Here is a 25,551-nt window from a genome sequence, read left to right on the forward strand (position 1 = left end):
CGGCGGCTCCGCGGGCGGCAGCCGGCCGCATCACCATCCGATACCAACTGATACGGCCAACTACCCGCGGGTAAGTCCACCGGATACCGTCCCCACAAGTTCCCCCGAGCCCTGTTTCACGCTGCGACCGAGGAGTCCGCCGTGCGCGACGAGTACAGCCGCCCCGTCCTGGTGGAGGTCCAGGAGAACGAGACCCTCACCGACACCCCGTTCAAGCGCGCCGCCGACACCCCCGACAGCGTGGTGATGCGGCGCAAGGAGGGCGCCGGCTGGCGCGACATCACGGCCGCGGAGTTCCGCGACGACGTCGCCGCCGTCGCCAAGGGGCTGATCGCCGCCGGGATCGGCACCGGCGACCGCGTCGGCCTGATGTCGCGCACCCGCTACGAGTGGACGGTCGCCGACTACGGCATCTGGGCCGCGGGCGCCGTCACCGTGCCGATCTACGAGACCTCCTCCGAGGAGCAGGTCCGCTGGATCCTCGGCGACTCCGAGGCCAAGGCCGTGTTCACCGAGACCGACGGCCACACCGCCACCGTCGAGGCGGTGCGCGGCGAACTCCCCGCGCTGCGCAACGTCTGGCGGCTGGAGCCCGACCTCAGCGCGTTCACCGCCACCGGAGCCGAGATCGGCGACGACCAACTGGCGGCGGCGCGCGGCTCGGTCGGCGCCGACGCGCTGGCCACCCTCATCTACACCTCGGGCACCACCGGCCGCCCGAAGGGCTGCGAGCTGACCCACCGCAACCTGCTCTTCACCATCCGCAACGTGATCGAGGGCAACCTCAAGCAGGTGTTCACCGTGGAGGGCCGCTCCACCCTGCTGTTCATGACCCTCGCCCACTCCTTCCCCCGGGTCATCCAGGTGGGCTGCGTCGAGACCCACACGGTGATGGGCCACACCGCCGACCTCGCCGACCTGCTGCCCGACCTCGCCAGCTACCAGCCCACCTTCCTGCTGGCCGTGCCGCGGGTCTTCGAGAAGGTCTACAACGGCGCCGAGCAGAAGGCCGTCGCGGGCGGCAAGGGCTCGATCTTCGCCGCCGCCACCGACACCGCGATCGCCTACAGCAAGGCCGTCGACACCGGCGGGCCCGGCCTGGTGCTCAAGCTCAAGCACCTGCTCTTCGACCGCCTGGTCTACGGCAAGCTGCGCGACGCCGTCGGCGGCCACACCACCCACGCCGTGGCCGGCGGCGCCGCGCTCGGCGAGCGGCTCGGCCACTTCTTCCGCGGCATCGGGCTGCCGGTCTTCGAGGGCTACGGCCTCACCGAGACCTCCGCCCCCAGCAGCGTCAACGGCCCCGACGCCGTGCGGATCGGCACGGTCGGCCGCCCCTTCCCCGGCGTCGCGGTGCGCACCGCCTCCGACGGCGAGCTGCTGGTCCGCGGCGACCACGTCATGCGCGGCTACTGGAAGAACGAGACCGCCACCAAGGAGGCCTTCACCGAGGACGGCTGGCTGCGCACCGGCGACCTCGGCACCATCGACGACGACGGCTTCATCCGCATCACCGGCCGCAAGAAGGAGATCCTGGTGACGGCGGGCGGCAAGAACGTCGCGCCCGCCGTGGTCGAGGACCGCCTGCGCGGCCACGCCCTGGTCAGCCAGTGCATGCTGGTGGGCGACGGCAAGCCCTTCGTGGCGGCGCTGATCACCATCGACCCCGACGCGCTGGAGTTCTGGAAGTCCCAGAACGGCAAGCCGGAGTCGGCCGGGGTGGCCGAGCTGGTCGACGACCCCGACCTGCTGGCCGCGGTCCAGGAGGCCGTGGACGACGCCAACAAGGCGGTCTCCAAGGCCGAGTCGGTCCGCAAGTTCACCGTGCTGCCCGTCGACTTCACCGTCGAGGGCGGGCAGATGACCCCCTCGCTGAAGGTCAAGCGCGAGGTGGTGGCGCGCGAGTTCGCCGCCGAGATCGACGCCCTGTACGCGTCGCGCTGACGCCGGGCGGAAGAGACGGGCGCGGCCCGGGGAGGGAGACCTCCCCGGGCCGCGCCCGTTCCGGGGTGCGCCGCGCCCGCTAGGGGCGGATGCCGCCGACGAAGTTGGTCCAGTAGTAGTCGTTCAGGTCGACCACCGCGACCGGCTTGCTCGGGTTGGAGGCGTGCAGCATCTGGTTGTCGCCCACGTACATGCCGACGTGGCTGGGCTCCGCCGAGTCGTAGAAGAACATCAGGTCGCCCGGCTGGAGGTCCTCGCGCGCGATGTGCGGGCCGATGTCGAACTGGTCGTAGGTGGTCCTGGGGATGCTCACCCCGGCCTCGGCCCAGGCGGCCTGCACCAGGCTGGAGCAGTCCCACACGTCGGGCCCGTTGGCGCCGAGCGAGTAGCTGTCGCCGATCTGGGCGTAGGCGAACTCGATCGCGACGCGGGCGTCCCCGGAGGCGGAGCCGTTGTAGGTGCCGCCGGACCCGCCCGAGCCGCCGGAGCCGCCCGAGGAGCTCGCGGGGGCGACGCCCTCCTGGGCCTCGGCCTGCTCCTGCGCGGTCAGGTCCGCCAGGATCTCCTCCTGCTCGGCGATGCGCCCCTCGGCCTCGTCGCGTGCGCTCTCGGCCCGCTCCAGGTCCTCGGCGGCCGCCGCCTCGGTCTCCTCGCGCTCGGCCTGCAGCTGCTCCAGCTCCTCGCCGGCGCTGACATAGCGTTCGAGCTCCCCGGCGCGGCTGCCGGCCAGGTAGTCGATGGTCGCCGCCTGGTCGAGCGCCTCCTGCGGGCTCGACGCGTTGAGCAGGGCGGCGGTGGAGTCCAGGTCGGCGCCGCGGTAGGTGGCCGACGCGAGCGCGGAGATCCGCTGCTCCATGCGGTCGCGGTCCTCCTGCGCCCGCTCCAGGCGCTCGTTGACCTCCTCCAGTTCGCGCTCGGCCGCCTCGTGGTCGGTGCGGGCCTGGTTGTACTCCTCGGCGAGATCGCTGTACTCGCGCTGAAGCTCCTCGATCCGCTCCCGGACCTCCTCGGGGCTGCTCTGCGGGTCGGCGACGGCCGCGCCGGCCGGGAAGGCCAGCACACCGGCGGTCACCAGACCGGTGACGAAGAGGGTCCTGCGGTACGGAAGCTGCTCACGTCTGGACACGGGGCGCGACTCTCCTACGGTGGGGCCGCTTACCGGGTCTGCGGGTTCGCACGGGCACGCCGGTACCGGGGCGCGCCGGTTCGCGGACGCTCGTCCGCGCGGCACGCCTGGGCGGCGGTGTCGTACTACGGAGCCGGGGGCAGAGGGCACCGATTCACCCGGGGATGGAGTACCCCGGCTCCCCTGGAGGTCGGTCCGGTCGCGTCTCGGCCGACGGGGATTCAGCGGGAGTCCGCCGTCGTCGCCGGGGTGGCGACGAATCACACGGCCGAACTCGAGGCAAGAGGCTAGCGAAGCCGCTGCATTAACTCAACCAATTCGTTACTTTCCAATCTCCGGGCGGCGCGTTTCACGCCGGGAAATCGCCCTAGAGAACTGGAGAACACTTCACCGCGTCCCGGTGCGCCGCAGTGCCTGGCGAAATCGCGCGGGGTCCGCGCGCATTTCCGGGGCGGCACGAATTCGTGGGACATGCCACAGCCGTGCCGCTCCCCGCCGCACGCGGAGGAGGGCACGGCCGTCGCAGCAGGTCAGGGGCGGCGGGCGCCCTGGAACTGCCCGTCCCAGTAGCCGGCCAGCGAGACGACCTGAACGGTGCTGCTGCTGTTGGGGGCGTGGATCATCTGGCCGTCGCCGACGTAGAGGCCGACGTGGCTGATGCCGCCGTAGAAGAAGAGCAGGTCGCCCGGCTGGAGGCTGGAGCGGTCGACGGGCTGGCCGACGCTGAACTGCGCCTGGGAGGTGCGCGGCAGGCTGACCCCGCCCGCCTGCCAGGCCATCATGGTCAGGCCCGAGCAGTCGAAGCCGTCGGGGCCGGTGCCGCCCCAGACATAGGGGTCGCCGAGCTGGGCGTAGGCGTAGTCCAGGGCCGCGCCCGCGCTGCCGCTGGCCGAGCCGGTGTAGCTGCCGCCGGTCGTCGTGCCGCCCGCCGAGCCCGACGGGGTGACCTCGGGGAAGGACTCCAGCAGGTCCTGCTGCTCGGCCAGCGCCGTCTCGACCTCCTCGGCGGCCTCCTGCGCCTCGGTCTCGGCCTGCTCGGCGTCCTCCAGGGCGGCCTCGGCCTCGGCGCGCAGCTCCTCAAGGCGCTCGGCGGCGGCGCTGTACTGCTCCAGCTCGGCCTGGCGGTTCTGCGAGATGTACTCCAGGGTGGCCGCCTGGTCGACGACGTCCTGGGGGTCGCCGGAGCCGAGCACGGCGACGGTGGAGCCGAGGTCGCCGCCCTGGTAGGCGGCGCCGGCCAGCTCGCCGATGCGCTGGCGCAGCCGCTCGTAGTCCTCGGTCTCGGTCTCGATCCGCTCCTCGACGTCCTCCAGCTCCGCCTCGGCCGCCTCCCGCTCCTCCTCGGCCTCGTTGGCGGCGTCGACCAGCTCGCTGGACTCCTCGGTGAGGCGGTCGATCTCGTCCTGGACCTCCTGCTGGGTCGGCTCGGGATCGGCCTGCGCCACGCCCGGCAGAGCCATCACACCCGCGGTGACGATGCCCACACCCGTAGCGACCCGACGCCGCATGGATCGACCTTGCCGACTGGACACGAGACGAACACGCTCCTTCACGCCCGGCGGGCACCGGGTCCGGGGACACAGGGACGACCCGCGCCTGCTCGCTCTCGCCTGAGCGGGGTGCGGAGCGATGGGAACGACGGGGTCGCGGGATCGGGGGCGGGTGGACCGCACCGCCAGCGCATCCGCGGACGGCGGCCGACACCCGAGCCTGAAAGCTAGCGGAGTCACGACCGGGTCTCAACCACTACGGCGGAATCTCCCGCCTCAGAGTGCCGCCGGGGCGTCCGCGGCCACTGCCGCACCTTCGGACTCTCTCGCATCCCGCCGCAGCCCGCGGACGGCGCGGGGGCGGCGGCGGTTCCCGTGGGGCAGGGCGTCCGGCGGCCGGATGTGGCCAAGCGGCCCGTTCAGCCCGGGTCGAGCCGGCGCAGCAGCAGCCGGGACGGCACCGGCCGCGCCCCGGCGCGCCGCACCGCCCGGACGATCTCGCCGTCGGAGCTGACCACCACCACCGGGCGCCCCTCGGGCTCGGCCTGCACCAGCCGCACGATCAGGTCGTCGGCCGTCTCGCCGGGGGCGCTGAACAGCAGCCTCACCCGGCGCGGCCCCGGCATGGCGTGCGCCCCCTCGACCTCGGCGCCGTCGAAGACGCAGGTGATCTCGGCCTTGGTCTGGGCGGCCAGTCCGCTGAGGCCGCCGAGCAGCCGGGCGCGCTGGTCGGCCAGCGGCAGGGTGGGGTAGCCGCTCTTGGTCACGTTGTAGCCGTCGACCAGCAGATGGGCCTGCGGCAGCGCCAGCAGGTTGTCGAGCAGCCAGGGGTCGTCCTCGGGCACGGTGCGGACGGGGAACGGCCCGCCGCGAGCGTCGGTGCCGGCGGCGAGGTCGGCCGGGCGGTCGATCCCCGTGGGCAGCGCCAGCTCCCTGCGCAGGCCCTGGGTGGCATCGGACAGGACGTCGAGCAGCACCCGCAGCCGCGCGTCCTCGACGCTGCGCCCGCTCCTGGCGGCCCGCCTGGCCACCTCCACCTGGTTCTCGGCGGCGGTGAGCCGGCTCTGGAGCTTGCGCGCCTCCTTCTCGGCCGCCGCCACCCGGGCGTGCGCGCCGGCCCGCTCGGCATCGGCCTCCCGCGCGGCGCGGTCGGCCCTGGCCTCGGCCTCCCGCGCCCGCAGCCGCGCCTCGTGCAGCTTGTGCCGCAGCTCGGCGATCTCGCCGCGGGCCCCGCGCAGCTCCTCGCGGAAGCGCCTGGCCTCCTCCCTGGCGTCGGCCTTGGCCTCGGCCAGCTGCTCGCGCAGCTGGGCGACGCGCTCGGCCCGCACCGCCTCCTCCTCGGCCGCGGCACCTCGCTCAAGCTCGGCCCGGATCCGGCCGACCAGCTCCGACCAGCCCGGCGGCCGCAGGTAGTACGCCACCGCCGCGACCGTGACCGGGTCGGCCGCGGGCGGCACCACGCCCGCCGCGATGCCCTCGGCCAGCTCGGGCCAGGCCGTGCGCACCCGCGCGCCCAGCAGCTCGCGGAAGCCTTCGTCGGTCTCCAGCTGGGCGGCCAGCTGCGGCCCGGCGAGCCGCGCGCGGCGCTTGCGCTCGAAGCGGGCCACCCGGCGCAGCGGTGCGGGCAGTTCGTCGGCCGGCAGCTGGCCGACCAGCTCGGCGGCGTACTCCACGATCCGGGCCCGGATGCTCTCCGGCAGCGGGCCCTCGATCCGCTCCGCCCCGGCCCCTGGGTCGGACTCGGGGTCGGGCGCCGGGTCGGCGGCGGCGCCCTCGGGTGCCGAGCCGTTGGCCCGCGCGTGCGGGCCGGGCGCCGGAGCGCCCGGCCCGCCGTCCGCCGGACCGGTGGTCACGACCGCCCCGCGTCGACCCCGGGCCGCGCCACCGCTTCCACCGCGTCGACCGCCTTGCACCAGCGGCACTGGATCTGCTCGACGGTCTCGGCCAGTACCTCGCTGCTCTCGGTGCTCGCCGCGCCCGACAGGTCGAAGTGGACGTAGTCGCGGGAGCGCGTCGTGCGGGTGACGTCGAAGCGGGTCAGGTTCCCGCACTGGGCGCAGCGCCATCTGGTCGTCTCTGAGGGTGCGGGCACGCTCACGTCGCGATCCTTCCGTCACGGGTCCGCCCGGGGGCCGGTGGGTCAAGAGACTACGGCAGTGCGGGTCCGGCCACCGTCCGTCAGCGGGCGAACACGGACCGCCGCCGGGCCCGCCCCGGGCGGCACGCGGCCCGGCCGCTGACATCCCGACGGTCTACGGTGGCCCGCGTGAGCGTCGTCGACCCCCTCCCCGTGCAGGGCACCCTGGACGACCTCGGCACCCCGCTGTCCGAGGTCACCTTCGTGGTCTTCGACCTGGAGACCACCGGCACCCGCGCGGCCGCCTCGGGCATCACCGAGATCGGCGCGGTGAAGGTGCGCGGCGGCGAGGTCGTCGGCGAGTTCGCCACCCTCGTCGACCCCGGCTCCCCGGTCCCCCCGTTCATCACGGTGCTGACCGGGATCACCGACGCCATGCTGGTCGGCGCGCCGCGGATCGAGACGGTGCTGCCGTCCTTCCTGGAGTTCGCCGAGGGCTGCGTGCTGGTGGCGCACAACGCCCCCTTCGACGTCGGCTTCATCCGCACCGCCTGCGCTGAGCACGGCTACACCTGGCCCGATCCGCCGGTGGTCGACACCGTGCCGCTGGCCCGCAGGGCGCTCACCCGCGACGAGGTCCGCAACCACAAGCTGTCCACCCTCGCCGACTTCTTCCGGGTGCCCGAGCCGCCCAACCACCGCGCGCTGGCCGACGCCCGCGCCACCGTCGCCGTGCTGCACGGCCTGCTGGAGCGGCTCGGCTCCTTCGGCGTGGCCACCCTGGAGGAGCTGCGCTCCTTCACCTCGGCGCCCTCCGCCGTCCAGCGCCGCAAGCGCCACCTCGCCGACGGCCTGCCCGACGCGCCCGGGGTGTACATGTTCACCGACGCCCGCGGCGACGCCCTGTACGTCGGCAAGAGCACCAGCCTGCGCAAGCGGGTGCGCACCTACTTCACCGCGGCCGAGACCCGCAGCCGGATGGGCGAGATGGTGGCGCTGGCCGAGGCCGTCGTGCCGATCCCGTGCGCCACCCCGCTGGAGGCCGAGGTGCGCGAGCTGCGGCTGATCGCCCAGCACAAGCCGCCCTACAACCGCAAGTCCAAGTTCCCCGAGCGCGCCGTCTGGCTGAAGCTGACGGCCGAGACCTACCCGCGGCTGTCGATCGTGCGGGCGCTGCGCTCCGACGGAGCCACCTACCTGGGGCCCTTCGGCTCCACCAGCCGGGCCGAACGGGCCAGGGCGGCGCTGCACGAGGCCTTCCCGCTGCGCCAGTGCACCCAGCGGATCGGCATCAGGTCCCGCGTGTCCGCCTGCGCGCTCGCCGGGCTCGGCCGCTGCGGGGCGCCCTGCGAGGGCCGCGAGGCGCCGGCCGAGTACGCGCGCCACGCCGAGGCGGCGGCGCGTGCGATGACCGGCGACGTCGAGCCGGTGGCCGCCGCCGTCCGGCTGCGGATCGACCGGCTGGCCGAGCAGCAGCGCTACGAGGACGCGGCCGTGCACCGCGACCGGCTCACCGCCCTGGTCCGCACAGTCGCGCGGATGCAGCGCCTGGAGGGACTGGCCCGCTGCCGCCAGCTGGTGGCAGGCAGCCCGGCCGCCGACGGCTGGGACCTGGCGGTCGTCCGGCACGGCCGGCTGGCCGCCGCCGGGCGGCTGCCGCACCGCACCGCCGCGGCGCCGCACGTCGCGGCGCTGGTCGCCACCGCCGAGACCGTCGAGGACGGCCCCGGCCCCACCCCGGCGGCCGGGGTGGAGGAGATGGAGGCGGTGCTGCGCTGGCTGGAGTCGCCCGGCGTCCGGCTGGTGGAGGTGGACGGAACCTGGAGCTGCCCGGCCGACGGCGCCGGAAGGCTGTGGTCCCGGCTGCGGCACCTGGCAGGATTGAGCCCATGGCAGGCATGATTCCGATGGGCGACGACTTCCCCACCCGCCGTGTGCCGGTGGTCACCTACTCCCTGCTCGCCGCCAACGTGGTCGTGTACCTGCTCTCGCCCGGCTCGCTGCTGGCCGGCTGGTACGGCACCGCCGAGGAGCGCTGGTGCGCCTACGCGGTGTACATCGCGCAGTGGGGGGCGATCCCGCAGGAGCTGTTCACCGGCGCGCAGCTGGACGTCGGGCAGCTGGCGCTCCAGGGCTGCCCGGCCGAGCCCTTCCCCAAGTTCGTCTGGTTCTCGCTGGTCAGCGCGATGTTCCTGCACGGCGACGCCATGCACCTGCTGTCGAACATGCTGTTCCTGTTCGCCTTCGGCCCCAGCGTCGAGGACCTGTTCGGCCGGGTCAGGTACGTGCTGGCCTACCTGCTCACCGGTATCGCGGGCACCGTCGGCTTCGCGCTGCTCTCCCCCGAGGGCACCACCCCGCTGATCGGCGCCTCCGGCGCGGTCGCGGGGGTGCTCGGCGCCTACCTGGTCCTGCAGCCGCGGGCCCGGATGATCGGCCTGCTGTTCGGGCTGGTGCCGATCCGGCTGCCGGGCTGGGTCGTGGCCGGCAGCTTCTTCGTGATCGAATACTTCCGGATGGTCCAGGACTACCTGGCGCCCGAGATCGAGCGCTCGGCCGTCGCCTACTCCGCCCACGTCTTCGGCTTCGTCGCCGGGGTGGTCGCCGGAGTGATCGGCTACCGCACCCGCTGGTGGCGGGTGCCGGGCTCGGTCTACGACCTGCGCAGGTAGCCGCGGCGCCGTCCGCCGATCCCCGACCGCTGAGGAGGACCATTCATGATCACCGCGATCGTCCTGGTCAAGGCCGATGTCGCGCGCATTCCCGAGGTCGCCGAGGCGATCGCGGAGATCGACCACGTCAGCGAGGTCTACTCCGTCACCGGCGCCTTCGACCTGGTGGCGCTGGTGCGGGTGCGCCGGCACGAGCAGCTCGCGGAGGTCATCCCCGGCCGGTTGAACAAGGTGCCCGGGGTGGTCCACTCCGACACCCACATCGCCTTCCGCGCGTACTCCCAGCACGATCTGGAGGCCGCGTTCTCCCTCGGCCTGGACGACGCCGACTGAGCGCGCGCAGGTCCGCGGTGCGGCAGGATGGCGGGGTGAGCACCGCCCAGACCGGCGGCGACGGCGACGGGCGGGCGGTCCCGGCCGCTGGGGGCCCCGGCGCGGACCTCGACGCGCTGGCCAGCCTGGCCGATCCCCTGCGCCGCGCCCTGTACGACTACGTCGCCGCGCAGGACCACGAGGTCAGCAGGAACGAGGCGGCCGAGGCCGTCGGCGCGCAGCGCCAGCTGGCCGCCTTCCATCTGGATCGCCTGGTGGCGGCCGGGCTGCTGGCCGAGGAGCGCAGGAAGCTCAGCGGGCGGCAGGGCCCCGGCTCGGGGCGGCCGGCCAAGGTGTACCGGCGGGCCGAGCGGCAGCGCACCGTCCAGCTGCCGCCGCGCGACTACGAGGCGGCGGCCCACCTGCTCGCCGAGGCCGTCGAGCGGGCCGGGGCCGACGCCGCGCTGCACGCCGCCGCCCGCGAGGCCGGCGAGCGGCGCGGCGCCGCGGCGGCCCGGGAGCGCGGCGGGGCCGGCCCGGCCTCCGCCGCCGAGCTGCTGGCGGCGCTGGCCGCGATGGGCTACGAGCCGGCGGACGGCTCCGCCGCCGGCGCGGTGCGGCTGCGCAACTGCCCCTTCCACACCCTGGCGGGCGCGTACCCGCCGCTGGCCTGCGGGATGAACCTCGCCCTGCTGGAGGGGCTGGTGGCGGGCCTGGGCGCCGAGGGGGTGCGGCCGCGGCTGGACCCGGCGCCCGGCCGCTGCTGCGTGGTGCTCTCTAAAAATAATGAGGATTGACTTAGAAGCGGGCGGTGTGGTCTGCTCGACGGCGTGACAGCACACCACCTCGCCCAGCTGAACCTCGTCGAGCTGCGCGCACCGCTGGAATCGCCCGAGTACGCCGGGTTCGTCGCCCTGCTCGACCCGATCAACACCCTGGCCGACCGCAGCCCCGGCTTCGTCTGGCGGCTGCGCGCCGAGGACGGCGCCGACGCCACCTCGCTGCGCCCCTTCGGCCCCGACGTACTGGTCAACCTGACCGTGTGGGAGACCCGCGAGGCGCTGTGGGACTTCACCTACCGCAGCGGCCACCTGGACGCGCTGCGCCGCCGCCGGGAGTGGTTCTCGCCGATGGCCCGGCCCAGCCAGGTGATGTGGTGGACGCCGGCCGGCACCCTGCCGACGGTGGCGGAGGCGGCCAGGCGGCTGGCGCTGCTGACCGAGCACGGGCCCGGCCCCGACGCCTTCACCTTCAAGGACGACGTGCCCGCGCCCGGCACGCCCGCCGCCGGACTCCCCGGCTAGCCGGGGCCGCTACCTGGCCTTGCCCAGCTCCTGGCTCAGCTCGATCCAGCGGCGCACCAGCGCCAGCGCCGCGCCGGAGTCGACGGCCTGCTCGGCCCGGCGCAGGCAGGTGCGCAGGTTCTCCACCAGCGGCCCCTCAAGGCCGCCGGAGGCGGCCAGCGCGGCGGCCGCGTTCAGCAGCACGGCGTCGCGGACCGGGCCGCGCTCGCCGTCGAGCATCCGCCAGGCCACGGCGGCGTTGTACTCGGCGTCGGCGCCGCGCAGCTGCTCGGGGGTGGCGGGGGCGATGCCCAGCTCGGCGGGGTCGAAGACCTCCTCGGCCACCTCGCCGCCGCGCACCGCCCACACCCGCGAGGTGGTGGTGGTGGTCAGCTCGTCGAGGCCGTCGTCGCCCCGGAAGACCAGCGCGGACACTCCGCGCCCGGCGAAGACCCCGGCCATGATCGGCGCCATCCGGGGGTCGAACACGCCCACGGCGGTGGCGCGCGGCCGGCCCGGGTTGGTCAGCGGGCCGAGGAAGTTGAAGACCGTCGGCACCCCCAGCTCGCGCCGCGGCCCGGCCGTGTGCCGGAAGGACGGGTGGAACAGCGGCGCGAAGCAGAAGGCGATGCCCGCCTCGGCGGCGACCCGCTCGGACAGGTGCGGCGGCAGGTCGATGACCACGCCCATCCGCTCCAGCAGGTCGGCCGAGCCGCACGACGAGGACGCGGCGCGGTTGCCGTGCTTGACCACCGTGGCCCCGGCCGCGGCCACCACCATGGCGGCCATCGTGGAGACGTTCACGGTGTGCGCGCGGTCGCCGCCGGTGCCGACGATGTCGACGGTGGGGCCCGGGACGGAGATGGTGGCGGCGTGCCGCAGCATCGTCTCGGCCAGCCCGGTGACCTCGGCGACCGTCTCGCCCTTGGCGCGCAGCGCCACCGCGAAGCCGGCGATCTGGGAGTCGCTGGCCGAGCCCGACATGATCTCGTCCATCGCCCACGCGGTCTGCTGCGCGCTCAGCGACTCGCCGCCCAGCAGGCTCGCCAGGAGATTGGACCAGGTTGTAGCGCTCATCGTTGTCCTGCCGGGTTCGCGGGTGCGGACGGTGGTCAGGCCGGCAGGCGCGCCATGCGGATGCGCATCAGGCCGGCCAGGGACTCGGCCAGGGCGACCGGGTCGATGGGGTGGGAGACGACGGCGTCGGCGCGCGACCAGGTGGCCAGCCAGCCGTCGTCGCGGCGGCCGATGATCAGCAGGACCGGGGGCGCCTGGTACAGCTCGTCCTTGGCCTGGCGGCAGATGCCCATGCCGCCCGGCTTCGCCTCTCCGTCGAGGATCGCGATGTCGACGGCGCCGTCGTCCAGCCGCCGCCACACCATCGGCTCGGTGGCGACCTCGATGATCTCCACCTTGGGGAGGTCGATCGCGGGCCGGCGGCCGATGGCCAGCCGCACCTGCTCGCGGGTGCGCGCGTCGTCGCTGTAGACGAGCACCCGCATCGCCTCGGGTGCGCGGTCGGTGCTTTCCTTCTCAGACATCGTCCTCATCCGCCCGGTCCGTGGGGGTACCGCCCCTCGACCGGGGCGTCCGCTCTCCCGATGCTACCGGTCTCCGCCCGCCGGGCCGGGGCGCGGTCCGCCCCCGCGGCCGCGATCGGTAAACCCCCGGGACGCGCCCGGACGGGTGGCATCCGTCACGCGCCGGCCCTCTGGCGCCGGCGGGGGCCGCACGCTGTAATGACTGTCGTGACCCCACTGTGACCTCACCGCGCGCCGCGGCCCGCGGCCGGCGGGCCCCCGCGCCGCCGGCACCCCCCGGCCCCGCCGACGCGCCCGGGCGCTGACCTGCGAACGCGGTAGCCGCCCGCTCACCGCCGGCATCCGCGCCGCCCCGCCGCCCGGGGCCCGAGCCGGCCCCGGCGCCCTCCGGCGCCGCTCCGCCTGGCGGACCCGCCGCACCTCAAACGGGGGGTCGTGCATGGGGTTCCGCGAGATGCCGTAATAATGCTGGCGTGGCGACAGCAACCGCGAACCAGACTCCCGCCTTCCACCATCCGACTCAGGCCAGGCGGCCTGACCTCGTCAGCGTGGGCACGATCGTCTGGTTGTCATCCGAGCTCATGTTCTTCGCGGCACTGTTCGCGATGTACTTCACCATCCGGTCGGTCCTTCTGGGCGATCCGGCCATGGCACCGGAGTGGGCGTACATCCACTTCAACTACTACCTGGCCGTCCCCGTCACCGTCGTGCTGATCCTGTCCAGCTTCACCGCTCAGTTCGGCGTCTTCGCCGCCGAGCGCGGCGACGTCCGCAAGATGCGCATGTGGTTCTGGATCACGCTGGCGATGGGCACCTTCTTCGTGGCCGGCCAGGGGTACGAGTACTACAGCCTCATCGTGCACGAGGGCTTCTCGCTCACCTCGGACGCGTACGGCTCGATGTTCTACCTGACGACCGGTTTCCACGGACTGCACGTGACCGGCGGGCTGATCGCGTTCCTGCTCGTCCTCGGACGCACGTACGCCGCGAAGCGCTTCACGCACCAGCAGGCGACCAGCGCCATCGTCGTGTCCTACTACTGGCACTTCGTCGACGTGGTCTGGATCGCGCTGTTCTTCGTCATCTACTTCATAAGGTAAGGCCGGCAACCGTGAATTGGATCACCGCGCGGCGGCGGCATCCCCTGATGGGATACGCGGTCGTCTTCTTCGCCTTGGTGGCGATCGGCACCCTGTGGGCCGTACTGGCCCCCAATGCCGACCGGGCCGAGGCGCGCACCCAGGAGGCGGGCGCCACCCAGCAGGACCTCGCCGCCGGCCAGGCGCTCTTCGAGCAGAGCTGCTCCAGCTGCCACGGCATCGACGGCCAGGGCCGCAACGGCATGCCGTCCCTGCAGGGCGTCGGCGCCGCCGCCGTCGACTTCCAGGTCAGCACGGGCCGCATGCCGTCGATGAACCCCGACGTGCAGATGCCGCGCAAGCCGCCGGTGTTCACCGAGGAGCAGATCGACCAGCTCGCCGCCTACGTCAGCACCTCCTTCGGCGGCGGCCCCGAGATCCCGGCGAGCGTCGACCCCGACGAGGACTACGCCAGAGGCGACATCGAGCTGGGCCAGCGCGTCTTCATGTCCAACTGCGCCCAGTGCCACAACTTCGTCGGCCAGGGCGGCGCGCTGACCGGCGGCCGGTTCGCGCCGGAACTCACCGAGAGCACCCCCGAGCAGATCTACGAGGCGCTGATCTCCGGCCCCGGCGCGATGCCGGTGTTCGACGACGAGACGCTGACGCCGGAGGAGAAGCTCGGGATCATCAACTACATCGTCACCGTCCGCGCCGAGCCCGACTCCGGCGGTCTGTTCAACCTGGGCAGGCTCGGCCCGTCCAGCGAGGGCCTGGTGGCCTGGACCGTCGGAATCGGCCTCATCGTGGCCGCGGCCATGTGGATCACTGCGAGGCAGCGGGAAAATGACTGACACCAACGACACGAACGCGGGCGGAGGCGCGGAGGGGCCCGACGACGGCCCCGCCCGCCGCCGCAGGAGGGTCATCGGCACTCCGCCGGCCACCGGCCCGGCCCTCGCCGCCGAGGACCCGCGGGAGGCGGCCGAGGCCGGAGCCGCCTACCCGGGCATGTTCCACGCCCGCCCGGAGAAGGAGCAGCGCAGCGGTGAGCGCTGGGCCTCCGTCGCCTTCCTGGTCGCGATGGTGGCCGGCATCGGCTTCTTCGTCGCCTACTTCGCCTTCCGGATCGGCGAGCACGCCCCCGAGGGCTCGGCCACCCTGGCGGCGCGCTACTCCAACTTCGGCCTCGGCCTCTCCCTCGCCATCGCCCTGCTGGCCATCGCCGTCGGCATGACGATCTGGGTGCGCAAGGTGATGCCGCACTACGAGGTGGTCGACGAGCGGCACGACCCCCCGTCGGGCGGCGAGCGCCGCGAGTTCGGCGACTACTTCATGAAGGGCGCCAACGAGAGCGGCATCGTCAAGCGGCCGATGCTGCGGCGCACCCTGCTGCTGGCCATGGTGCCGCTCGGCCTGGCCCCGATCGTGCTGCTGCGCGACCTCGGCCCCAACAACATCGAGGTGCTCAGGCACACCGCGTGGGCGCCGGGTCCCGACGGCCGGCCGCGCCGGCTGCTCATCGAGGGCACCAACCAGCCGATCCTGGCGGCGGAGTTCGACTCCCCCGGCTCGATCATCACGGTGCTGCCCGAGCCCGACCCGGGCGAGGACGGCCACGAGGGCCACCTCTCGCTGACCGAGCAGGCCAAGGCCGTCACGCTGCTGATCAAGATGCGGCCCGAGGAGCTGGCCCTGCCGCCCGAGCGGCTCGACTTCACCATCGACGGGATCATCGCCTACTCCAAGGTCTGCACCCACGTCGGCTGCGCCGCGGCGCTCTACGAGCAGACCACCCACCGCATCCTGTGCCCCTGCCACCAGTCGACCTTCGACGCCCGCAACGGCGGCGAGGTCATCTTCGGCCCGGCCGGGCGCGCGCTGCCGATGCTGCCGCTGGCGGTCGACAGCGAGGGCTACCTGGTGGCGGTCTCCGACTACCCCGACGCCGTCGGCCCCAGCTTCTGGGAGCGCGGCCCGAACTTCTGGGAGCGCGGCAACGAGCACCTGGACCCAGAGGAGGGCAGCTGAGCCATGAGCCAGCCCACCACCCCGCCGAAAGCCCTCGGGGCGCTCGGCACCTACCTGGACGAACGCTTCCACGGTTCGAGCATGCTGCGCACCAACATGCGCAAGGTGTTCCCGAACCACTGGTCGTTCATGCTCGGCGAGGTCGCGCTCTACTCCTTCATCATCGTGCTGCTCACCGGGGTCTTCCTGACCCTGTGGTTCCGGCCCTCGATGCTGGAGGTGGAGTACACCGGCTCCTACGCGCCGCTGCAGGGCGTGATGATGAGCGAGGCCTACGCCTCGGCCCTGCACATCAGCTTCGACGTCCGCGGCGGCCTGCTGGTCCGGCAGATCCACCACTGGGCCGCGCTGATCTTCGTGGCCGCGATCCTGATGCACATGATGCGGGTGTTCTTCACCGGCGCCTTCCGCAAGCCGCGTGAGCTGAACTGGCTCATCGGCGCCACCCTGCTGATCCTGGCGATGGTCGAGGGCCTGCTGGGCTACTCGCTCCCCGACGACCTGCTGTCGGGCGTCGGCATCCGGCTGATGCAGGGGGTGGCGCTGGCCGTCCCGGTCATCGGCTCCTACGCGCAGATGTTCCTCTTCGACGGGGAGTTCCCCGGCGAGGCGATCATCCCCCGGCTGTTCACCGTGCACGTCCTGCTGCTGCCGGGCATCATGCTGGCGCTGGTCGGCGCGCACGTGCTGATCGTGTGGATCCAGAAGCACACCCAGTACCCGGGCAGGGGCCGCACCGAGTCCAATGTGGTCGGCACTCCGATGTACCCGGCCTTCGCCGTGAAGGCCGGCGCGTTCTTCTTCTTCGTGTTCGGCTTCACCGCGCTGATGGCGTCGGTCTTCCAGATCAACCCGATCTGGCTGTTCGGGCCCTACACGCCCACCTCGATCAGCGCGGGCTCGCAGCCCGACTTCTACATCGGGTTCATGGAGGGCTCGCTGCGGCTGTTCCCGCAGTGGGAACCGCTGATCTTCGGGCATCCGCTGAGCCTGAGCACGCTGATACCGGCGCTGGTCATCCCGGGCATCCTGTTCACGGCGCTGATGCTGTGGCCGTTCCTGGAGGCGTGGATCACCGGCGACAAGCGCCAGCACCACACCGCCGACCGGCCGCGCAACGCCCCGACCCGCACCGCCCTGGGCGTCACCGGCATCACCTTCTACGGGGTGCTGCTGCTGGCCGGCGCGAACGACCTGATCTCGGAGATCTTCTACATCGACCTCTACCTGACCACCTGGATCTTCCGGGTGTCGCTCATCGTGGGTCCGATCATCGCGTTCATCGTGACGCGCCGGGTCTGCCTGGGCCTGCAGCGGCGCGACCGCGACGAACTCCACCACGGCTACGAGAGCGGCATCGTCAAGCAGCTCCCGAGCGGCGAGTTCATCGAGGTGCACCAGCCCGTCGGCGCGGACGCCGCCGTCGAGCTGCGCAGCAAGGTGGCGAGCGAGCCGCTGGAGATCCGCACCGGGGCGGTGGACGAGAACGGCGTACCCGACCCGCGCACCCGCTCGCCGCTGGGCAAGCTGCGCGGTGCGGCGAGCCGCTGGTTCACCCGCGACAAGGTGGACTTCGACGAGCACGACGGCGGCCACGGCGACGGCCACGCCGCCGTGGAGGAGGGCGCGGGCTCCGGTCGCGCCGCCGTCTCCTCGGGGCCGTCGGACAAGCACTGACGCGCCGCTGAAGGGCCGCACGGGCGGGCCCGGCACTCCGAGCGAGTGCCGGGCCCGCCGCCGTGTGCGGGCACTTCGGTGATCGGAACGGGAGCCGCCGGGCCGCCACACTGTTATCCTTCCGGAGTACAAAACCGGTTCACCGCAGTACGGTGCCGCGCGGGCCGCCCTCCGGCGGGCCGCGCCGGCGCTCGGACGCCTCCTGCGGCCCGAGCAGAGCGCCGCCTGGGGGCGGCGGGCGGAGGTGGGCGAAGATGCGCCGTCCGACGATCGTCGACATCGCGCGGGCCGCGGGCGTCTCCAAGGGGGCGGTCTCCTACGCGCTGAACGGCCGGCCCGGCGTCTCCGAGCCGACCCGGCGCAGGATCCTGGAGATCGCCGCCGAACTGGGCTGGGCGCCCAGCAGCGCGGCCCGCGCGCTCTCCGACGGCCGGGCCGGCGCGATCGGCCTGGTGGTGGACCGCCCGGCGCAGGTGCTCGGCAGCGAACCCTTCTTCATGCGGCTGATCGCGGGCATCCAGAGCGCCCTGGCGGGCGGCCCGACCGCGCTGCTGCTCCAGGTCTCCGACGACGCCACCGCCGAGATCGCCACCTACCGCCGCTGGTACGCCGAGCGCCGGGTCGACGGTGTGCTCCTGGTGGACCTTCGGGTGGCCGACCCCCGGATCACCACCGTCGCCGAACTGGGGCTGCCCGCCGTGGTGATCGGCGGCCCTGACGACACCGGCGCGCTGTCGTGCGTGTGGTCCGACGACGACGCCGCCATGCGCGCGGTCGTCGACCACCTGGCCGGGCTCGGCCACCGCAGGATCGCCCGGGTGGCGGGCCCGGCCGAGTTCGTGCACACCAGGGCCAGGTCGGCCGCCTTCCACGGCGCCGCCGCGGACCTGGGCCTGGACGGGGCGCAGGTGGCGCACGCCGACTACTCCGGCGAGGAGGGCGCCCGGCTCACCCGCGAGCTGCTGGCGGCGCCGGAGCCGCCCACGGCGCTGATCTTCGACAACGACCTGATGGCGGTGGCCGCGCTCGGCGTGGCGCAGGACATGGGGGTCCAGGTGCCCGACCGGCTGTCCATCGTGGCCTGGGACGACTCCCCGCTCTGCCGCACCCTGCGGCCGGCCCTCACCGCGGTGCGGCGCGACGTGGTCGACTACGGCGAGCAGGCCGCCCGGCTGCTGCTGCGCCTGGTCGACGGCGGCCCGCCGGCGCGGCTGGCCGCCAGCGCCTTCGAGCTGGTCCCGCGCGGCAGCACCGGGCCGTTCCACCCGGCCGGCTGAGCCGCCGCGGCCGCCCGCACCCTCCCTCCGGCGCCGCCCGGCGGCCCCGGGTGCGCATTCGCGATCTTGACACTGAACCGGTTTAGTGATGTGCTTCCCTCACCCGGTCACCGTGGCGGGCCCCGGCCGCCGCGGCCGCGAGCGGCGAACGGCACAACCCCCCGTCTGCACCGACTGAGGCTGGAGAGCCGATGGCAGAGCGCATCGACCTGCGTGACGACTGGACCATGCGGGCGGTGGGCGCTCCCCCCGCCGCCGCACCCGCGACCGAGGCCGGCATCCCGGCGGCGGTGCCCGGCTGCGTCCACACCGACCTGCTGGCCGCCGGGCTGATCCCCGACCCGTACCTGGACGCCAACGAGACCGCGCTGGCCTGGATCGGCCGCACCGAGTGGCGCTACAGCCGCCCCCTGGACGTGTCGGGGCTGGTGGGCCCGAACGGCCACGAACGGCTCGACCTGGTCTGCGAGGGGCTGGACACCGTCGCCGAGATCGCGGTGGACGGCCGCACCGTCGGCTCCACCGCCAATATGCACCGCGGCTACCGCTTCGACCTGCTCCCGGCACTGCGGCCCGGCGCGGGCCCCGCCGCCCTGGAGATCACCTTCGGCTCCGCCTACCGCTACGCCGAGGAGCTGCGCGAGCGGCTGGGCGACCGGCCCTGCTCGTACCCCGAACCCTTCAACTTCATCAGGAAGATGGCCTGCAACTTCGGCTGGGACTGGGGCCCCACCCTGGTCACCGCCGGCATCTGGCGGCCGATCTGGCTGCACGCCTGGAGCACCGCCCGGCTGGCCCGGGTCCGCCCGCTGGTCACCGTGCGCACCGGGCCCGACGGCCGCAGGATCGGCGAGGCGGCCGTGCACGTCGACATCGAGCGCAGCGGCCCCGGCCGCGAGGCCGAGCTGATCCTGCGGGCCGCCGTCGCCGGCCGCGACGTCGAGGTCACCGTGCCCGCCGGGGCCACCGAGGCGACCGCGGTGGTGGAGGTGCCCGACCCGGCGCTGTGGTGGCCCCGCGGCTACGGCGAGGCGGCGCTCTACCCGCTGGAGCTGGTGCTGGCCGGTCCCGACGGCGCCGAACTGGACAGCTGGCGGCGCCGCGTCGGCTTCCGCACCGTCGAGCTGGACACCTCGGCCGACGACACCGGCACCGCCTTCACCTTCGTGGTCAACGGCCGCCCCGTCCTGGTCAAGGGCGCCAACTGGATCCCCGACGACTGCTTCCCCTCCCGGGTCGACGCCGCCCGCTACGCGCAGCGGCTGGACCAGGCGGTCGACGCCAACCTCAACCTGCTGCGGATCTGGGGCGGCGGCATCTACGAGAGCGACGACTTCTACCGGCTCTGCGACGAACGGGGCCTGATGGTCTGGCAGGACTTCCTGTTCGCCTGCGCCGCCTACCCCGAGGAGGAGCCGCTGGCCGCCGAGGTCGAGGCCGAGGCCCGCGACGCGGTCGTCCGGCTCGCCCCGCACCCCAGCCTGGTGCTGTGGAACGGCAACAACGAGAACATCTGGGGGTACGCCGACTGGGACTGGGTGGAGCCGCTGGCCGGGCGGAGCTGGGGCGAGGGCTACTACCTCGACCTGCTGCCCCGCGTCGTCGCCGAACTCGACCCCACCCGCCCCTACTGGCCGGGCAGCCCGTACTCCGGCCGCCCCGAGGTGCACCCCAACGACCCCGCGCACGGCCCCATGCACATCTGGGACGTGTGGAACCGGCGCGACTACACCGCCTACCTGGAGTACCGGCCGCGCTTCGTCGCCGAGTTCGGCTTCCAGGCGCCGCCCGCCTACGCCACCCTGCGCCGCGCCGTCTCCGACCGGCCGCTGCGGCCCGACTCCCCCGGTCTGCTGCACCACCAGAAGGCCGTCGACGGCAACGGCAAGCTGGAGCGCGGGCTGGCGCCGCACTTCGCCGAGCCGGCCGACTTCGACGACTGGCACTACCTGACCCAGCTGAACCAGGCCCGCGCGATCGCCCTGGGCGTGGAGCACTTCCGCGCTCAGCAGCCCACCTGCATGGGCACGGTCGTCTGGCAGATCAACGACTGCTGGCCCGTCACCTCCTGGGCCATGGTCGACGGGGACGCCCGCCGCAAGCCGCTGTGGTACGCGCTGCGCGCCGCCTACCGCCCGCGCCTGGTCACCCTGCAGCCCGCCGCGGGCGGCGGCCTCACGGCCGTACTGGCCAACGACACCGACGAAGCCTGGGACACCACCGCCGTCGTGGCCCGCCGCGACCTGTCCGGCCGGGTGCTGGCCAGGGCGGAGCTGCCGGTGCGGGTGCCGCCGCGCGCCGTCGCGCACGCGGTGCTGCCCGAGCGGGTGGCCCGCCCCGACGTGCCGCAGGCCGAGCTGGTCACCGCCGACGCCGACGAGCTGCGCGGCCACCGCTTCTTCACCGAGGACGCCGACATCGAGTACCCGGCCGCCCTCTTCGAGGCCAAGGTCGCCGCGGTGCCCGAGGGGTGGCTGGTCACCGTGACCGCGCAGACCCTGCTGCGCGACCTGGCGATCTTCGCCGACCGGCTCGACCCGGGCGCGGAGGTGGACGACATGCTGGTCACGCTGCTGCCCGGCGAGACCCACCGCTTCCTGGTGCGCGGCACCGCCGCGCTCGACCCTGCCGCGCTGGTCCGCCCGCCGGTGCTGCGCTGCGTGAACGACACCGTCCGCCGGCCGAGGACACCGGCGGCCTGACCCGGCGGAACCGACCCCGCCCGGCGCCGTACCGATCCCTCACGGCGCCGGGCGGGCCTGTGCCCGGCCTGCTGCGGGCACCGCCCTCACCCCCGGTCGGTCGCCAGCCGGGCGTGCAGGTGGGAGTCGTGCCGCCGGCCCGACGCGTCGAGGTAGAAGTCGCGCATGGTCCCCTCGTACCGGAAGCCGGTCCGCAGCGCCACCCGGCACGACGCCTCGTTGGCCAACGCGTGGTCCAGCCACAGCCGGTGCAGTCCGAGCCCGCCGCCGTCGCGGCCGCCCAGCGCCCAGCGGCTCGCGGCCTCCAGGGCGCGTGCCGCCACGCCCCGGCCGCGGGCCCACGGAGCCGTCCAGTAGGTGACGGCCGCCTGGTCCGGCAGCCGGTCCACGTCGCGGACGCTCACCGAGCCGAGCAGCGCTCCGTCGGCGGCGCCGACGACGGCGAAGGCGGCCGTGCCGCTGGACCACGCGCCGGCGCGGGACCGCACCCACCGCCGGGCGCGCTGCGCCTCGGGGGCCGCGGCCACCGCCGTTCCGACCGCCCAGCGCAGGATCCCGGGGTCGCGCAGCGCCTCGGCGACGGCCGGCTCGTCGGACTCCTCCACCGGCCGGAGCACGAGCCGGCCGCTGGTGAGCACCGAGGGCGCGAGTGCCGCGGCGCGGCGGGTCACTCGCTGGGCGAGGCCGAGGCGCTCTCGGGCAGGGCGGGCGGGCCGGCGGCGTCGGGGCCGGTCTGCCAGGGCTCGTCGAGGTTGCTGTTGCCCAGCCACTCGTCCCAGCTCAGCTGGTAGAAGCCCCAGCCGTTGTTCCACTCCAGCTCGCGGTCGGTGCCGGTGATGACGGTGATGTCGCCGCGCTGGGAGTGGTTGTACACCCACTCGGCGTCGGCCGCCGAGAGGTTCACGCAGCCGTGGCTGGTGTTGGCCTGGCCGAGCTGGCCGTTCCAGGGCGCGCCGTGGTGGAACTCGCCGCTGTTGGAGATCCGCACCGCGTGGCGGGCCTCGATCCGGTAGTAGTCCGGGTGGCCCTCGGGGATGCCCACCGTGGCGGAGTCCATCACCAGGTCCTCGTACTTCTCCATGTTGATGTGCACGCCGCTGGTGGTGGTGTACGCGCGGGTGGTCTCGTTGCCGGCGCTGATCGGGAAGTCCTGGACCTCCTCGCCGTTGACCTCGACGGTCATCCGGTGGGAGTCGGTGTCGACGGTGAAGATCTGGGAGTCGCCGATGTTGAACTCATAGGAGCTGTTCTGGACGCCGTAGACGTCCTGGCTGGAACGGACCCCGGCCATCCGGGCGTTGAGGGTGACGGTCTGGTTCGGCGCCCAGTACTCGCTGGTGCGGAAGACGGCCTGGGTGTCGCTGAGCCAGTTCCAGGCGCCCTCGGCCGGCTCCTCGGAGCGGACCTCCAGCGCGCGCTCGACCAGCTCCTTGTTGTGCACCTCGCGGTCGAAGGTGACGATGATCGGCAGGCCGACGCCGACCGTCTCGTCGCCCTGCGGGGTGACGTCGGTGACCGAGACCGTCGCCTCGGGGGTCAGCGTGGTGAAGCTGCTGGTGACCGTGGTGGGCTCGCCGCCCTCGATGGCGGCCGTGGCGGTGACGGTGTACTCGGTGCCGGGGTGCAGCGTCCAGGTGGAGGTCCAGACGGTGCTGTCGTCGTTGAGGGTGCCGGTGACCTCGTCGAGGCCGGGCTGCTCCCCGCCGTCCTCGGCCGAGGCATCGGCGGCCGGGCTCGCGGAGGCGCCGCCCCCGGCCCGCTCGACCACGACGTCCTCGATGGTACCGGTGGCGGCGGTGACCACGATGGGCTGGTCAGGACGCACGTCGGCGCCGCCGTCGGCCGGGACGATCTCGACCTGCGCGGCCTCGGGCGCGGCCGGGTCTCCCCCGCCCGCGGTACCGCTCGCTTCTGTGCCCCCGCCCTGGCAGGCCGCGGCGAACACGAGCGCGATGCCGCTCAGTGCCGCGGCCAGCTTGCGACGCCCGAGTACGGCGCTGCCCCTCACGTCCTCGACCTCCACAGTCGTCTCCTCCGGCCGCTCGGCGGACCCCCTGGGACCTCAGATGCCCATTCCGCCGAAAGGGTTCCACGCGCCCGCTCTCACCGGCCGGAACCGGGAGGACGCGGGAAAAAGGTGAAGTTGTCTACCGGCCACACACTATCGCGTGAGGCCAGGGCTCCTGCCGGAGAACCCTGGCCCCAGTGTCACAAAGCTATTGCGGGACGGCCGCGCGCCGGACCGCGGCCCACCGCAGCCCGGCGCACGCCACGCTCAGTGCTCGAAGTGACCCCGGTAGTACTCGAAGACCATGCCCATCACGGTCAGCAGCACCGCCGCGACGCCGATGGCCAGCAGCCACCAGCCGATGACGAATCCGACGGCGGCCAGCGCCACCGACATGGCGACGAACAGCGGCCACCAGCTGTGCGGGCTGAAGAAGCCCAGCTCGCCGGCGTTGTCGGCGATCTCGCCCTCCAGCTGGTCCTCGGGCGCCCGGCCGTGGACCCGCTCGATCCTGCTGGCCGAGACGAGCAGCCAACTGCCGATCATCAGCGCCATGAAGACGGAGACGATCAGGGCGACCGTGCCGGTCCACTCGATCCCGCCGGCCAGGCCGGTCCAGTAGGCGTAGATCGCGGCGCACAGCCCGAAGAACAGGCCGACACCGATGAACAGATATGCCTGGAACTTCACGGTGCCTCCCCTAGTCCCTGCTGCTCGTGCCGCTGACCAGCTCGCCCGCCGCCACCTCGGGGTGGTGCAGGTCGAAGGCGGGCCGCTCCGAGCGGATGCGCGGCAGCGAGGTGAAGTTGTGCCGCGGCGGCGGGCAGGACGTGGCCCACTCCAGCGAGGCGGCGTAGCCCCACGGGTCGTCGGCCAGCACCCGCTCGCCCCGCTTGTGGGTGATCCAGACGTTCCAGAAGAAGATGAACGTGGACGCGCCGAGCAGGAAGGCGCCCAGCGAGGACACCATGTTCAGCTCCCAGAAGCCGTCGCCCGGCAGGTAGTCGGCGTAGCGGCGGGGCATGCCCTCCGCGCCGAGCCAGTGCTGCACCAGGAAGGTGGTGTGGAAGCCGATGAACAGCACCCAGAAGTGGAACTTCGCCAGGCCCTCGTTCAGCATCTTGCCGGTGAACTTCGGCCACCAGAAGTAGAAGCCGGCGAACATCGCGAAGACCACCGTGCCGAAGAGCACGTAGTGGAAGTGGGCCACCACGAAGTAGCTGTCGGTGACGTGGAAGTCGATCGGCGGCGAGGCCAGCAGCACGCCGGTGAGCCCGCCGAACAGGAAGGTCACCAGGAAGCCGATGGCGAAGAGCATCGGCGACTCGAAGGTCAGCGAGCCGCGCCACATGGTGCCGGTCCAGTTGAAGAACTTCACCCCGGTGGGCACCGCGATCAGGAAGGACATGAAGGAGAAGAAGGGCAGCAGCACCGCGCCGGTGGGGAACATGTGGTGCGCCCACACCGTGACGGACAGGCCGGCGATCGCGATGGTGGCGAACACCAGGGTCTTGTAGCCGAACAGCGGCTTGCGGCTGAACACCGGCAGCACCTCGGTGACGATGCCGAAGAACGGCAGGGCCACGATGTACACCTCGGGATGGCCGAAGAACCAGAACAGGTGCTGCCAGAGGATCGCGCCGCCGTGCTCGGTGCTGAAGACGTGGGTGCCGATCATCCGGTCGGTGCCGAGCACCACCAGGGCGGCGGTCAGCACCGGGAAGGCGAGCAGCACCAGCACGCTGGTGAGCAGCGCGTTCCAGGTGAAGATCGGCATCCGGAACATGGTCATGCCCGGCGCGCGCATGCACAGGATGGTGGTGATGAAGTTGACGGCCGCCAGGATGGTGCCGAGACCGCTGACCACCAGGCCCATGATCCACAGGTCGCCGCCGACGCCCGGCGAGCGCACCGCGTCCGACAGCGGGGTGTAGGCGAACCAGCCGAAGCTGGCGGCGCCGCCCGGGGTGATGAAGCCGCTGATGGTGATCAGGCCGCCGAACAGGAACAGGTAGTACCCGAACAGGTTCAGCCTGGGGAAGGCGACGTCGGGGGCGCCGATCTGCAGCGGCACCAGCACATTGGAGAAGCCGACGAACAGCGGGGTGGCGAACAGCAGCAGCATGATGGTGCCGTGCATGGTGAACAGCTGGTTGAACTGCTCGTTCGTCATCAGGTCCATGCCGGGGAACATCAGCTCGGCACGGATGAGCAGCGCCATCACGCCGCCGACGACGAAGAAGCCGAACGACGTGATGATGTACATGTAGCCGATGGTCTTGTGGTCTGTCGTCGTCATCCAGTCGACGATCTTCGACCCGGCGCGGCTCGG

General features: G+C 73.1%; 22 protein-coding genes. 12 read left to right on the top strand and 10 right to left on the bottom strand.

Annotation, left to right across the window (positions count from 1 at the left end; translation table 11 throughout):
• The first annotated feature begins 141 nt into the window (after nt 1–141).
• Nucleotides 142–1,944 carry an AMP-dependent synthetase/ligase gene (locus CLV72_RS19935; protein WP_106248672.1) on the top strand — a complete coding sequence of 601 codons (1,803 nt, stop codon included), beginning with the start codon at nt 142–144 and terminating at the stop codon, nt 1,942–1,944.
• A gap of 79 nt (nt 1,945–2,023) precedes the next feature.
• Here the strand turns inward: CLV72_RS19935 and CLV72_RS19940 are convergent, their stop codons facing one another.
• From CLV72_RS19940 to CLV72_RS19955, 4 genes are all read right to left on the bottom strand, one after another.
• Nucleotides 2,024–3,070 carry a C40 family peptidase gene (locus CLV72_RS19940; protein ID WP_245930325.1) on the bottom strand — a complete coding sequence of 349 codons (1,047 nt, stop codon included), beginning with the start codon at nt 3,068–3,070 and terminating at the stop codon, nt 2,024–2,026.
• Nucleotides 3,071–3,600: 530 nt separating this feature from the next.
• Entirely contained in the window at nt 3,601–4,578 is a 978-nt protein-coding gene (locus tag CLV72_RS19945) for a C40 family peptidase (RefSeq protein ID WP_245930326.1), read from the bottom strand.
• 401 nt (nt 4,579–4,979) lie between these two features.
• A complete protein-coding gene (locus CLV72_RS19950) occupies nt 4,980–6,413 on the bottom strand; it encodes an NYN domain-containing protein (RefSeq protein WP_106248674.1) in 1,434 nt (477 codons plus the stop codon).
• The gene (locus CLV72_RS19955) at nt 6,410–6,658 is read right to left on the bottom strand and encodes a hypothetical protein (RefSeq protein ID WP_106248677.1); all 249 of its coding nucleotides are present in this window, start codon (nt 6,656–6,658) and stop codon (nt 6,410–6,412) included. Before CLV72_RS19955 ends, CLV72_RS19950 begins: the two co-directional genes overlap by 4 nt.
• Nucleotides 6,659–6,826: 168 nt before the next feature.
• Between CLV72_RS19955 and CLV72_RS19960 the strand changes: the two genes are divergently transcribed.
• The 5 genes from CLV72_RS19960 to CLV72_RS19980 are packed head-to-tail and all read left to right on the top strand — an operon-like array spanning nt 6,827 to nt 10,925.
• On the top strand, nt 6,827–8,539 hold the full coding sequence (locus tag CLV72_RS19960; protein WP_211302984.1) for a DEDD exonuclease domain-containing protein: 1,713 nt from the start codon (nt 6,827–6,829) through the stop codon (nt 8,537–8,539).
• Nucleotides 8,527–9,309 (top strand): rhomboid family intramembrane serine protease, encoded by a 783-nt coding sequence (locus CLV72_RS19965; RefSeq protein WP_106248683.1) that lies wholly within the window; start codon nt 8,527–8,529, stop codon nt 9,307–9,309. Before CLV72_RS19960 ends, CLV72_RS19965 begins: the two co-directional genes overlap by 13 nt.
• Before the next feature lie 45 nt (nt 9,310–9,354).
• On the top strand, nt 9,355–9,642 hold the full coding sequence (locus tag CLV72_RS19970; RefSeq protein ID WP_106248685.1) for an Lrp/AsnC family transcriptional regulator: 288 nt from the start codon (nt 9,355–9,357) through the stop codon (nt 9,640–9,642).
• A gap of 35 nt (nt 9,643–9,677) precedes the next feature.
• Nucleotides 9,678–10,418, top strand: coding sequence for a helix-turn-helix domain-containing protein (locus tag CLV72_RS19975; RefSeq protein ID WP_425428089.1), 741 nt, complete (start codon nt 9,678–9,680; stop codon nt 10,416–10,418).
• Between the two features lie 33 nt (nt 10,419–10,451).
• Nucleotides 10,452–10,925: a DUF3291 domain-containing protein gene (locus CLV72_RS19980; protein ID WP_106248688.1), complete on the top strand. Its 474-nt coding sequence runs from the start codon at nt 10,452–10,454 to the stop codon at nt 10,923–10,925.
• Nucleotides 10,926–10,934: 9 nt separating this feature from the next.
• On the opposite strand, the gene trpD is transcribed toward CLV72_RS19980, so the two are convergent.
• Complete coding sequence (gene trpD, locus CLV72_RS19985) at nt 10,935–11,981, bottom strand: anthranilate phosphoribosyltransferase (protein ID WP_106248690.1); 1,047 nt, start codon at nt 11,979–11,981, stop codon at nt 10,935–10,937.
• Between the two features lie 35 nt (nt 11,982–12,016).
• Nucleotides 12,017–12,445 (bottom strand): hypothetical protein, encoded by a 429-nt coding sequence (locus CLV72_RS19990; protein WP_106248692.1) that lies wholly within the window; start codon nt 12,443–12,445, stop codon nt 12,017–12,019.
• Between the two features lie 473 nt (nt 12,446–12,918).
• Here CLV72_RS19990 and ctaE point away from each other — a divergent pair, with 473 nt between their 5' ends.
• From ctaE to CLV72_RS20020, 6 genes are all read left to right on the top strand, one after another.
• Nucleotides 12,919–13,545: an aa3-type cytochrome oxidase subunit III gene (ctaE, locus tag CLV72_RS19995; RefSeq protein ID WP_106248694.1), complete on the top strand. Its 627-nt coding sequence runs from the start codon at nt 12,919–12,921 to the stop codon at nt 13,543–13,545.
• 11 nt (nt 13,546–13,556) lie between these two features.
• The gene (gene qcrC, locus CLV72_RS20000) at nt 13,557–14,378 is read left to right on the top strand and encodes a cytochrome bc1 complex diheme cytochrome c subunit (RefSeq protein ID WP_106248696.1); all 822 of its coding nucleotides are present in this window, start codon (nt 13,557–13,559) and stop codon (nt 14,376–14,378) included.
• The gene (gene qcrA, locus CLV72_RS20005; RefSeq protein ID WP_106248698.1) at nt 14,371–15,555 is read left to right on the top strand and encodes a cytochrome bc1 complex Rieske iron-sulfur subunit; all 1,185 of its coding nucleotides are present in this window, start codon (nt 14,371–14,373) and stop codon (nt 15,553–15,555) included. Before qcrC ends, qcrA begins: the two co-directional genes overlap by 8 nt.
• Before the next feature lie 3 nt (nt 15,556–15,558).
• Complete coding sequence (gene qcrB, locus CLV72_RS20010; RefSeq protein ID WP_106248701.1) at nt 15,559–17,232, top strand: cytochrome bc1 complex cytochrome b subunit; 1,674 nt, start codon at nt 15,559–15,561, stop codon at nt 17,230–17,232.
• 254 nt (nt 17,233–17,486) lie between these two features.
• Nucleotides 17,487–18,509 carry a LacI family DNA-binding transcriptional regulator gene (locus CLV72_RS20015; RefSeq protein ID WP_106248704.1) on the top strand — a complete coding sequence of 341 codons (1,023 nt, stop codon included), beginning with the start codon at nt 17,487–17,489 and terminating at the stop codon, nt 18,507–18,509.
• 191 nt (nt 18,510–18,700) lie between these two features.
• Nucleotides 18,701–21,211, top strand: a complete 2,511-nt coding sequence (locus tag CLV72_RS20020; RefSeq protein WP_106248707.1) for a glycosyl hydrolase 2 galactose-binding domain-containing protein — start codon at nt 18,701–18,703, stop codon at nt 21,209–21,211.
• An 86-nt stretch (nt 21,212–21,297) separates the two neighbouring features.
• Here CLV72_RS20020 and CLV72_RS20025 read toward each other — a convergent pair whose 3' ends face one another.
• From CLV72_RS20025 to ctaD, 4 genes are all read right to left on the bottom strand, one after another.
• The gene (locus tag CLV72_RS20025; protein WP_106248709.1) at nt 21,298–21,882 is read right to left on the bottom strand and encodes a GNAT family N-acetyltransferase; all 585 of its coding nucleotides are present in this window, start codon (nt 21,880–21,882) and stop codon (nt 21,298–21,300) included.
• On the bottom strand, nt 21,879–23,234 hold the full coding sequence (locus CLV72_RS20030; RefSeq protein ID WP_106248712.1) for a L,D-transpeptidase: 1,356 nt from the start codon (nt 23,232–23,234) through the stop codon (nt 21,879–21,881). Before CLV72_RS20030 ends, CLV72_RS20025 begins: the two co-directional genes overlap by 4 nt.
• Nucleotides 23,235–23,486: 252 nt before the next feature.
• The gene (locus CLV72_RS20035) at nt 23,487–23,909 is read right to left on the bottom strand and encodes a cytochrome c oxidase subunit 4 (RefSeq protein WP_106248714.1); all 423 of its coding nucleotides are present in this window, start codon (nt 23,907–23,909) and stop codon (nt 23,487–23,489) included.
• A gap of 10 nt (nt 23,910–23,919) precedes the next feature.
• Nucleotides 23,920–25,518 carry an aa3-type cytochrome oxidase subunit I gene (ctaD, locus tag CLV72_RS20040; RefSeq protein WP_211303020.1) on the bottom strand — a complete coding sequence of 533 codons (1,599 nt, stop codon included), beginning with the start codon at nt 25,516–25,518 and terminating at the stop codon, nt 23,920–23,922.
• Nucleotides 25,519–25,551: the final 33 nt, after the last annotated feature.

This window comes from Allonocardiopsis opalescens, from assembly GCF_003002095.1.
GTDB lineage: Bacteria > Actinomycetota > Actinomycetes > Streptosporangiales > Streptosporangiaceae > Allonocardiopsis > Allonocardiopsis opalescens.

Excerpts from the sequence above, each read along its gene's own strand:
- ctaD (WP_211303020.1), bottom strand. The coding sequence starts at position 25,518 with ATGACGACGACAGACCACAAGACCATCGGCTACATGTACATCATCACG.
- qcrA (WP_106248698.1), top strand. The coding sequence starts at position 14,371 with ATGACTGACACCAACGACACGAACGCGGGCGGAGGCGCGGAGGGGCCC.
- CLV72_RS19965 (WP_106248683.1), top strand. The coding sequence starts at position 8,527 with ATGGCAGGCATGATTCCGATGGGCGACGACTTCCCCACCCGCCGTGTG.
- CLV72_RS19990 (WP_106248692.1), bottom strand. The coding sequence starts at position 12,445 with ATGTCTGAGAAGGAAAGCACCGACCGCGCACCCGAGGCGATGCGGGTG.
- CLV72_RS19945 (WP_245930326.1), bottom strand. The coding sequence starts at position 4,578 with ATGCGGCGTCGGGTCGCTACGGGTGTGGGCATCGTCACCGCGGGTGTG.
- CLV72_RS20020 (WP_106248707.1), top strand. The coding sequence starts at position 18,701 with ATGGCAGAGCGCATCGACCTGCGTGACGACTGGACCATGCGGGCGGTG.
- CLV72_RS19970 (WP_106248685.1), top strand. The coding sequence starts at position 9,355 with ATGATCACCGCGATCGTCCTGGTCAAGGCCGATGTCGCGCGCATTCCC.
- qcrB (WP_106248701.1), top strand. The coding sequence starts at position 15,559 with ATGAGCCAGCCCACCACCCCGCCGAAAGCCCTCGGGGCGCTCGGCACC.
- CLV72_RS20015 (WP_106248704.1), top strand. The coding sequence starts at position 17,487 with ATGCGCCGTCCGACGATCGTCGACATCGCGCGGGCCGCGGGCGTCTCC.
- trpD (WP_106248690.1), bottom strand. The coding sequence starts at position 11,981 with ATGAGCGCTACAACCTGGTCCAATCTCCTGGCGAGCCTGCTGGGCGGC.